This is a genomic window from Thermoflexus sp. (genome assembly GCF_040289485.1).
In the GTDB taxonomy this organism is placed as follows: Bacteria; Chloroflexota; Anaerolineae; order Thermoflexales; family Thermoflexaceae; genus Thermoflexus.
The window spans coordinates 1-8856 of the sequence record NZ_PSLG01000009.1; the positions used below are offsets into that span (position 1 = coordinate 1).

At 70.6% G+C, this 8856-nt stretch carries 12 protein-coding genes and 1 pseudogene; 12 read left to right on the forward strand and 1 reads right to left on the reverse strand.

The genetic code is table 11. The annotated features are described in order from the left end of the window. The coding region (locus C4313_RS02620) for an aldehyde ferredoxin oxidoreductase N-terminal domain-containing protein (RefSeq protein ID WP_352428323.1) at positions 1-422 on the reverse strand (422 nt) is incomplete at its 3' end. Positions 423-545: 123 nt separating this feature from the next. On the opposite strand from C4313_RS02620, the pseudogene rpmH reads away from it, so the two are divergent. The 12 genes and pseudogenes from rpmH to C4313_RS02680 form a co-directional block, all read left to right on the forward strand. After that, positions 546-677, forward strand: a pseudogene (gene rpmH / locus C4313_RS02625) (50S ribosomal protein L34); the annotation flags it as partial. Positions 678-763: 86 nt separating this feature from the next. Then, entirely contained in the window at positions 764-1144 is a 381-nt protein-coding gene (rnpA, locus tag C4313_RS02630) for a ribonuclease P protein component (protein WP_352428324.1), read from the forward strand. 44 nt (positions 1145-1188) lie between these two features. Continuing rightward, positions 1189-1383 carry a membrane protein insertion efficiency factor YidD gene (yidD, locus tag C4313_RS02635; protein WP_352428385.1) on the forward strand — a complete coding sequence of 65 codons (195 nt, stop codon included), beginning with the start codon at positions 1189-1191 and terminating at the stop codon, positions 1381-1383. 26 nt (positions 1384-1409) lie between these two features. Beyond that, positions 1410-2534, forward strand: a complete 1125-nt coding sequence (locus C4313_RS02640; protein WP_352428325.1) for an outer membrane protein assembly factor BamB family protein — start codon at positions 1410-1412, stop codon at positions 2532-2534. Between the two features lie 25 nt (positions 2535-2559). Next, positions 2560-3456 (forward strand): YidC/Oxa1 family membrane protein insertase, encoded by an 897-nt coding sequence (locus C4313_RS02645; protein ID WP_352428326.1) that lies wholly within the window; start codon positions 2560-2562, stop codon positions 3454-3456. An 18-nt stretch (positions 3457-3474) separates the two neighbouring features. Continuing rightward, a complete protein-coding gene (jag, locus tag C4313_RS02650; protein WP_352428327.1) occupies positions 3475-4164 on the forward strand; it encodes an RNA-binding cell elongation regulator Jag/EloR in 690 nt (229 codons plus the stop codon). Beyond that, positions 4161-4997, forward strand: coding sequence for a PfkB family carbohydrate kinase (locus C4313_RS02655; RefSeq protein WP_352428328.1), 837 nt, complete (start codon positions 4161-4163; stop codon positions 4995-4997). Before jag ends, C4313_RS02655 begins: the two co-directional genes overlap by 4 nt. A gap of 7 nt (positions 4998-5004) precedes the next feature. After that, positions 5005-5805, forward strand: coding sequence for a ParA family protein (locus C4313_RS02660; protein ID WP_352428329.1), 801 nt, complete (start codon positions 5005-5007; stop codon positions 5803-5805). Continuing rightward, positions 5795-6676 (forward strand): ParB/RepB/Spo0J family partition protein, encoded by an 882-nt coding sequence (locus tag C4313_RS02665; protein ID WP_352428330.1) that lies wholly within the window; start codon positions 5795-5797, stop codon positions 6674-6676. Before C4313_RS02660 ends, C4313_RS02665 begins: the two co-directional genes overlap by 11 nt. A 38-nt stretch (positions 6677-6714) precedes the next feature. Continuing rightward, positions 6715-7911, forward strand: coding sequence for a M24 family metallopeptidase (locus C4313_RS02670; RefSeq protein WP_352428331.1), 1197 nt, complete (start codon positions 6715-6717; stop codon positions 7909-7911). Beyond that, positions 7908-8498 (forward strand): sigma-70 family RNA polymerase sigma factor, encoded by a 591-nt coding sequence (locus C4313_RS02675; protein WP_352428332.1) that lies wholly within the window; start codon positions 7908-7910, stop codon positions 8496-8498. Before C4313_RS02670 ends, C4313_RS02675 begins: the two co-directional genes overlap by 4 nt. Positions 8499-8562: 64 nt before the next feature. After that, on the forward strand, positions 8563-8856 hold a 294-nt coding region (locus C4313_RS02680), incomplete at its 3' end, for a zf-HC2 domain-containing protein (RefSeq protein WP_352428333.1).

Consider the following 8856-nt stretch of genomic DNA (forward strand, 5'->3'; position numbering starts at 1 on the left):
GTGCGGCCCCACAGGTGGGCGGCGTCCCGCAGCTCCGCCTCCCCGTCGTGGATCCAGAGGTAGACCGGCCGGGGGGCGCGGCCGTGGATCACCACGCCGTCGAAGCGGGCGAACTTCAGTTCGGCGGGCCAGAAGCCGCCCGCCTGGGCGTCCCCGATGAGGCCGGTGAGGGGGGATTTGGCGTTGGCGGTGGCGCGGCTCTGGCCGGAGATGGGAACCCCGGTGGCGGCGCTGAGGAAGAAGGTCAGCGTGTTGCGAGGGTCGAAGGGATCGATCCCGGGCGGCGTGTGCTTCAGGACGTAGTAGAGCCCCATGGCGCTGCCGCCCCAGTAGGTCCGGTAGAAGGCCTCCGCAGGCTCCTCCACCCACATGCGGCCCTCGGTGAGATCCACATGGAGCACCCGTCCGGCGTATCCGAACATCGGCCCCTCCTCACGGATCGGGAATGGCGGAACTCTATTATAGCGATCTCCCGGCCATGCCTCCCGTGCCGGGTTTTGCGCTATAATTACCCCCTGCGTATCCCTGGGGGAGGTGTGCGTGCGATGCCCAAGCGGACTTACCAGCCGAAGCGGCGGAAACGACTGAAGGTCCACGGGTTCCTGGCCCGCATGCGCACCAAGGGCGGGCGGCGGGTGCTGAAGGCACGGCGGTTGAAAGGGCGCTGGCGGCTGACGCCGCAATACGAAGGGGCCAAGCGCATCAACTGGAAGGGCAAATATCGGGGCCCCTCCGGCCGTGAGGATTGAGCCCCCCAGCGGCCGTGGCCTCGCTGGTCCGGTTGCGCCACCGGAAAGCCATCGAGCGGGTCCTGGAGGAGGGACGCTCCTGGTCCAATGACCTCCTCCGGCTTAAGGCCGCCCCCAACGCCTTGGGGATCACGCGGGTGGCTGTCATCGCCGGACGCCGCGCCCTCGGCAAGGCGGTCCGCCGCAACCGGGCGAAGCGGCTGCTCCGCGAGGCGGCTCGCCTCCACCTCCACGAGATCCGGCCGGGCTGGGATCTGGTCCTCATTGCCCGGCCGGGTCTTGTTGGGCGCAAGCGCCAGGATGCCGAGGCGGCTCTCCTGGAGGCCCTGCGCCATCTGGGGCTGCTGCGGGAAGGGCGCTTTCCCGAGGGACAGGAAGCTGGAGGAACCGGATGAAAGGAAGCATGCCGGGGTGGAAGCGATGGCCGGCCCGTATCGCCATGGGAATGATCCGCCTTTACCAGCGGGCGATCTCGCCGCTGTTGCCGCCGGCCTGTCGCTTCTATCCCAGTTGCTCGCAATACACCTACGAGGCGATCGCCCGCTACGGGTTGATCCGCGGCGGCTGGCTCGGGCTTCGCCGGATCGCCCGGTGCCATCCCCTCCACCCGGGCGGATACGATCCGGTGCCCTAGCGGAAGATCCTGGAACGGAGGGCGCGTTGTTGAAGCGAACGGATCGGCACATCCTCGCGGGCCTTGGGATCCTCCTCGGGCTCCTGCTGGCCGGCTGCGGAGGGCCTTCCTCCAGCTGGCCGGGGATCCAGGTGGGGGATTCCACGCTCTACGTGGCGGACATCGATCGGGTGCTGGCGGTGGAGGCCGCCTCCGGCCAGGAACGGTGGCGCTTCCCCCCCCAGAACGGGGCGGCCGGCCCCTGCCAGGGGGTCTTTCACGCGACCCCCGCTGTCGCCGATGGAGTAGTGGTCGTCGCCGCGGAGAACCCGGGGACCGGGGAGAGCCGCCTGTGTGGGCTGGATCGGGACGCGGGCGCGTTGCGGTGGACTTACCCTCCGGCGGACCAGCCTCCGTTGGGCCCGGTCTTCGCCGGCCTGGTGACGGATGGGGGCCGCGTGTTCGTGGGGACGGGGGATGGGTTTGTGCTGGCCATCCACCCGGCCACCGGCCAGGCCCTCTGGCGGACCCGGCTGCCGGAGGCGGGGCGCGGGGCACCTCGCATCTGGGCCACCCCGGTCCTCTCGGACACCCTCCTTCTGGTCGGCACAATGGATCATCGGGTCCTGGCCCTGGATGCGGCCACCGGGACGCTGGCCTGGCCTGCGCCTTTCCAGGCGCGGGGGGCCATCGCTGGGGCCCTCGCCCTGGACGGAGAGGCCCTCTATGTGGGGGCCTTCGATGATCACCTGTATGCCCTGGATCCGGCCACCGGCCGGGAGCGCTGGCGTTTCAAGGCCGGCCACTGGGTCTGGGACGGGCCGGCCGTCGCCGGGGACCGCCTGATCGTCGGCGATATGAGCGGGCAGGTCTTCGCCCTGGACCGGGAGGGACGGCCGGTATGGCCGCGCCCCTTCCAGGCCAACGGCCCTGTCCGGGCCCGGCCGCTGGTGGTGGCGGATCGGGTCTATGTGGCCGATGAGGCGGGATGGCTGCATCTGTTGAATCTGGCGGATGGCGCTAAACTCAAATCGGTGAACCTGGCGCCCGGCCGCCTGCTCACCCCACTTGTCGCCGTCGCGGATCGGGTGGTGGTGGTCCCCACCGGAGGCCCCTTCCGGCTGGTGGCCTATCATTCGGATCTCCGCGAGGCGTGGAAACTGGCCCGGTGAGGGGATCCTTTGGGAAGGAGGATGGATGAATCCGATCACGCTGGTGACGAACCTGCTCTTCTTCCAGCCGCTGGTGAACCTGCTGCTGGTCCTCTACGCCGCCATGGGCCGCAACTTCATCCTGGCCATCGTGGCCCTGACGGTCCTCATCCGCCTGCTCCTCTACCCGCTGATGGCCCAGCAGCAGCGGACCGCCCGCAAGATGCAGGAGCTCCAGCCACGGCTCCAGGAGCTCCAGAAGAAATACGGCAAGGACCGGGAACGGCTCGCCCAGGAGCAGATGAAACTCTACAAAGAGGCGGGCGTCAACCCCTTCGGGGGCTGCCTCCCCCTCCTGATCCAGTTCCCCATCCTGATCGCCGTCTACCAGGCCATCATCCATGTCCTCGCCCTCAACCCGATGGCCGTCATCGACCTGTCCAAGTTGATCTACCGGTTCAACGGGTTCCCGGCCCTGGCCACGCTGCTGCCCATCCAGAGCCAGTTCCTCCTGTGGGATCTGGGGCGGCCGGAGCGGATCTTCGTCCCGGTGGGCGGGATCCTCATCCCCCTGCCCATCATGACCTTGCTGGTCATCCTCACCACCTGGTGGTCCCAGAAGGTGATGTCCCCGCCGGCGACAGACCCGCAGACCCAGATGACCACCCAGTTGATGAACCTCTACATGCCCCTTTTCTTCGGCTGGATCAGCTACAACCTGGCGGTGGGGCTGAGCGTCTATTTCATCGTCACCAACTTGATCTCGGTGATCCAGTTCGCCCTGGCCACCCGCGACGTGCGGCGGTTGTTGCCCAGGTGGCTGGCCCGGCCTCGGCCGGCGGCCCCCGCGGCCCCCAACCCGCCCGCCGCGTCGCCAGCGCGCCCGAAGAAAACCGAACCCGCCCGTCCTTCGAAGGCCCGCCGGCCGGCGAAGGAGGGGTGAGGTGCGGGGAGGGAGCGAATGGAACTGGTGGTGAGCGGACCGACGATTGAGGCGGCGATCCAGGCCGGCCTGGCCCAGCTGGGCGTCCCCCGGGAGGCGGTGGAGATCGAGGTGCTGGACCCGGGTCATTCGGGCTTTTTGGGCCTGGGCACCCGTGAGGCCCGGGTTCGGTTGATCGTGCGGCAGGCCCCGGCTCCCCCTGCCCCCTCGCCAGAGCAGATCGAAGAGGTGCTGGCGGAGGCGATCAGCGGCCTGCTGGGTTCCCTGGGCCTTTCGGCGACCCTCTCCATCACCCAGGAGACGGTCGAGGGTCCGGAGGGCCAGGGCGACCATCCGCTGTGGGTGGCGCGGTTGGAGGGCCCGGCGGTCGCCCGGCTCATCGGCCACCACGGCCGCACGCTCTATGCTTTCCAGACCTTGGTGCGGGCCATCGTGGCCCGACGGCTGGGGGGATTCATCCCTCTGATCGTGGACATCAACGGCTACCGGGCGCGGCGGGCGGAGGCCCTGCGACGCCTGGCCTTGAAGAAGGCGGAGCAGGTGATGGCCACCGGCCGCCCGCTGGAGCTCGAGCCGATGCCCGCCGCCGAGCGGCGGATCATCCACCTGGCCTTGAAGGACCATCCGAAGGTGACCACCTACAGCATCGGCGAGGGGGAGGAGCGCCGTGTGGTGATCGCCATGCGCTGGACGCCGGAGGGGGAATGACGCCGGTGGATTATGTGATCGTCGGGCACGTCTGCCGCGACCGGACCCCCTTCGGACCGGCCTTCGGTGGGACAGCGGCCTACGCCGGCCGGACGGCCTTGGCCCACGGCTGGCGGGTGGGGGTGGTGACCAGCACCGGCCCCGACTGGGATCCGCGCCCCGCCCTGGACGGGGCAGCCATCATGAACCTGCCGGCCGAGCGCACCACCGAGTTTGAGAACCTCTACACCTCCCAGGGCCGGCGGCAGCGCCTGCACGGGGTCGCTGAGCGATTGCTCCCCGCCGCGGTCCCGCTGGAGTGGCGCCGGCCGCGGGTGGTCCACCTGGCCCCAGTGGCCAACGAGGTGGACCCCGCGACGCTTTTCGTGTTCGAGGGGGCGCTGCGCGGCCTCACCCCTCAGGGATGGATGCGGGCCTGGGATCCCTCCGGCCATGTCCATCCCCGGCGGTGGGAGGAGGTGGAGACCCTCCTGCCCCACGCCGACGCGGTGGTGTTCAGCGAGGAGGACATTCAGGGCGACTGGGCGACGGCCCGACGCTGGGCCCGCCGCACGCCGATCCTCGTCGTCACCCAGGCCGCCCGCGGGGCGACCTTGTTCTGGCAGGGGGTTCCCCACGCGATCCCGGCCGAGCCGGTCGAGGAGGTGGACCCCACCGGCGCCGGCGACGTCTTCGCGGCGGCCTTCTTCATCCGGCTGTGGGAGACCCGCGATCCGCTGGCGGCCGCCCGCTACGCCGCCCGCGTGGCGGCCCTTTCGGTAACCCGACCAGGGCTGGCGGGCACGCCGCGGCCGGAGGAGATCATCGCCATCCGCGCGGCCATCGGGGGTTGACCTGCGGATGCCAGTGTATGCCTTCGCCAACCAAAAGGGCGGGGTGGGCAAGACCACCTCGGCGGTGAACCTGGCGGCCTGCCTGGCGGCGGCCGGGCGGTCGGTGCTCCTGGTGGATCTGGATCCCCAGGCCAACGCCACGGCCAGCCTGGGGATCGAGCGGGCCGCCCTCCCTGGATCCGTTTACGAGGTCCTCGTCGACGGCCGGCCGATCACGGACCGCATCCTTGTCACCCGGTGGGAGCGCCTACATTTGGTCCCTGCGGCCCCGGATCTGGTCGGCGCAGAGGTGGAACTGGTCCAGGCCCCCCGTCGGGAGTTCCGCCTCTGCGATGCCTTGAGGGCCGTCCGCTCGGATTACGATTACATCCTGATCGATTGCCCCCCCAGCCTGGGCCTGCTCACCCTCAACGCCATGGTCGCCGCCGACGCCCTGATCGTCCCGGTCCAGTGCGAATATCTGGCCCTGGAGGGCCTCTCCCGGCTCCTGCAGACCATGACGCGGGTGCGGGGGCAGTTCAACCCGACGTTGCACGTCCGTGGTTTCCTGCTGACGATGTTCGACGGCCGCTCCCGCCTGGCGCAGCAGGTGGTGGAGGAGGTTCGCCATCACTTCCCGGGACGGGTCTTCCAGACCGTCATCCCCCGCAGCGTCCGCCTGGCGGAGGCCCCGAGTTACGGCCTCCCCGTCATTGTCTACGCCCCCCACTCGCCGGGGGCTGTGGCCTACGCCGCCCTCGCTGAGGAACTCATGCGGGGCGATCGGATCCCGGTCCCTTCGGGGGAGGGAGGAGCCCATGGCGCGTAAGTTCGGGCTGGGCAAAGGGCTCGAGGCCTTGTTGCCGGCCGGCGAGGGCGCCGGCCTGCTGGAGGTTCCCATCGAGGCCATCCAGCCCAACCCCCATCAACCCCGTCGGCAGATCGATGAGACGGAACTGGAGGGGCTGGCCCAATCGATCCGGGAGCACGGCCTGCTGCAGCCCCTGATCGTCACCCAGACTCAGGCCGACCCCCCGCGGTATACGCTGATCGCAGGGGAACGCCGCTGGCGGGCGGCCCAGCGGGCCGGCCTGACCACGGTCCCGGTGGTGGTGCGGGAGGTCGCCCCTCGGCAGATGCTGGAACTGGCGCTGGTGGAGAACCTCCAGCGGGCCGATTTGAACCCCCTCGAGGAGGCCCAGGCCTATCGCTACCTGATCGAGACCTTCGGTCTGACCCATGAGGAGGTGGCCCGGCGGGTCGGCCGGAGCCGCGCGGCGATCACCAACGCCCTGCGCCTCCTCCAGTTGCCCCCCGCCATCCAGGACCATCTGCTGGCGGGCCGCATCAGCGAGGGCCACGCCCGGGCCCTCCTGATGCTCGACAGCCCGGCCCAGCAAGCGCACGTGCTGCGCCGTATCCTGGAGGAGGGGCTGAGCGTGCGGGCGGCGGAGGAACTGGCCCGGCGCCTCCGGGGCCACCGTCCTCAGCCCCGCGCCCGGCCCCGCCGCCCGCCGGAACTGGCGGCGCTGGAGGACCGGCTCCGCCGCGCCTTGGGCACCCGGGTCACGCTGTCCTGGAGTCGAAAAGGGGGCCGCCTGATCCTCTACTACTACTCCGATGAGGAACTCGAAGCCCTGGTCCGGCGGCTGCTGGGCTCCGACGCCGAGGAGGAAGCGCCCGCCCGGGGAGCCCGCTGACCTTCGGGCCCCAAATCTCCATCCCGCCAGGAGGAACCATGCCCGCCGAGGCGCTGATCCGCGAGAAGATCCGGCAGGCCATCGCCATCCTCAACGAGAAAGGGATCGATGCATGGCTCACCTTCGTGCGGGAATCCGAGCAGACGCGGGACCCGGCCCTGGACCTCATCCTGGGCCTCAACGTCACCTGGGTCTCGGCCTTCCTCATCACCGCCCGGGGCGACCGTATCGCCATCGTCGGGCGGTTCGATCGGGAGAACGTGGCCGCCCTGGGGGCGTGGGATCCGGTCATCGGCTACGACGAGAGCATCCGGGAGCCGCTGGTGGAGACGCTGCAGCGCCTGAACCCCCGGGAGATCGCCATCAACTACTCAGAGAACGACCCGGCCGCCGATGGCCTCACCCACGGGATGTGGTGCCTGCTCCACCGCCTGCTCGGCGGAACCCCCTTCGCCAGCCGCTTGATCTCCGCCGAGGACCTCATCGGCGCTCTGCGGGGTCGCAAGACGCCGATGGAGGTGGAGGCGATCCGCCGCGCCGTGGAGACCACAGAAGCCCTCTTTGAGGAGGTCGGCGCCTTCCTGCGGCCCGGCCGCACGGAGCGGGAGATCCAGGCCTTCCTCCACGAGCGGATGCGGGCCCGAGGAGTGGAGCCGGCGTGGGACCCGGATTACTGCCCCATCGTCGCCGTGGGACCGGAGGCCCCCGTCGGCCACGCCATGCCAGGGGATCGGCGCGTGGCCCCAGGCCTCCTGGTCCATATCGATCTGGGGATCCGGCAGGAGGGCTTCTGCTCGGACCTCCAGCGCGTGTGGTATGGGTTGCGGGAGGGGGAGGAGGAGCCTCCCCTCGAGATCCGGCGGGCCTTCCAGGCCGTCCGCGAGGCGCTCCTGGCGGGCTTCCAGGCCCTGCGCCCCGGCGTCCAGGGCTGGGAGGTGGACGCCGCGGCCCGCCGGGCCCTCACCGGGCGCGGCTATCCCGAATATCTGCACGCCCTGGGCCACCACATCGGGCGGACGGTGCACGATGGCTCCACGCTGCTGGGGCCCCGTTGGGAGCGCTATGGCCAGACGCCGTATGGGATCGTGGAGGCCGGGAACGTGTTCGCGCTGGAGCTGGGGGTGAAGGTGCCCGGCTACGGCTATATCGGGCTGGAGGAGGACGTGTGGGTGACTCCCACCGGGGTGGAGTGGATCAGCCATCCCCAGACCGACCTCTGGGTGATCCGGCCATGAGCGGGACGGGCGATGCGGACATGGAGGACGCCGCTCTCCTGGCCCGCATCGCCGCCGGCGACGAGCGCGCCCTGGCCGCCCTCTACGATCGCCACGGGGGGCGGGCCTTCGCCCTGGCCTGTCGGATCCTGGACGATCCGGGTGCCGCCGAGGAGGTGGTCCTCGACGTCTTCCTGAGCATCTGGCGGAACGCCGCTGCCTTCATGCCGGAGCGGGGCCGTTTCACCACCTGGCTCTTCACGTTGGTCCGTAACCGCGCCATCGATGTCCTGCGCCGGCGCCGGGCCCGCCCGCTGGAGGCCTGGATGTTGAGGGCGGAGGCGAGCGAGGCCCTCGAGCGCCCCGCAGAGGATCCCTCCGTGGAGGCCCAGGCCGAGGCCGAGGAACTGCACCAGGCGGTCCGGGAGGCTCTGGCAGCCCTCCCCGAGCCGCAGCGCCGGGTGCTGGAACTGGCCTATTTCCAGGGCTGGACCCACCGCGAGATCGCCGAATATCTGGGGGAGCCCCTGGGGACGGTCAAGAGCCGTCTGCGCCTGGCCCTCCACAAGGTTCACGAATGGCTGGCCCAGCGGGGGCTGGTCCCCTGAACGCCGTTGGGGCGGAGGGGATCCGATCAGACGCCGGGCCGTATCCGGATTCAGGGGCGGAGCGATGGAAACAGAGCATGGGATCTGGGAAGAGGAGCTGGCGGGCTACGCGCTGGGCATCCTCTCGCCGGAGGAGGCTGCCGCGGCGGCGGCCCATCTGGCCGGGTGCCCGTCCTGCCGGGAGGCCCTCGCCCGGTATCGGGAGGCCGCCGCGGCCATGGCCTACGCGGTCCCCGCCCAGCGCCCGCCGGCGCGCCTCAAGGCCCGCCTGATGGCCCAGGTCCGCCCGGCCGCCCGGCCCACGGGCTGGCGCTGGCTGGGGATCGGGGCAGCCCTCCTTGCGGCGGTGTGGCTGGTG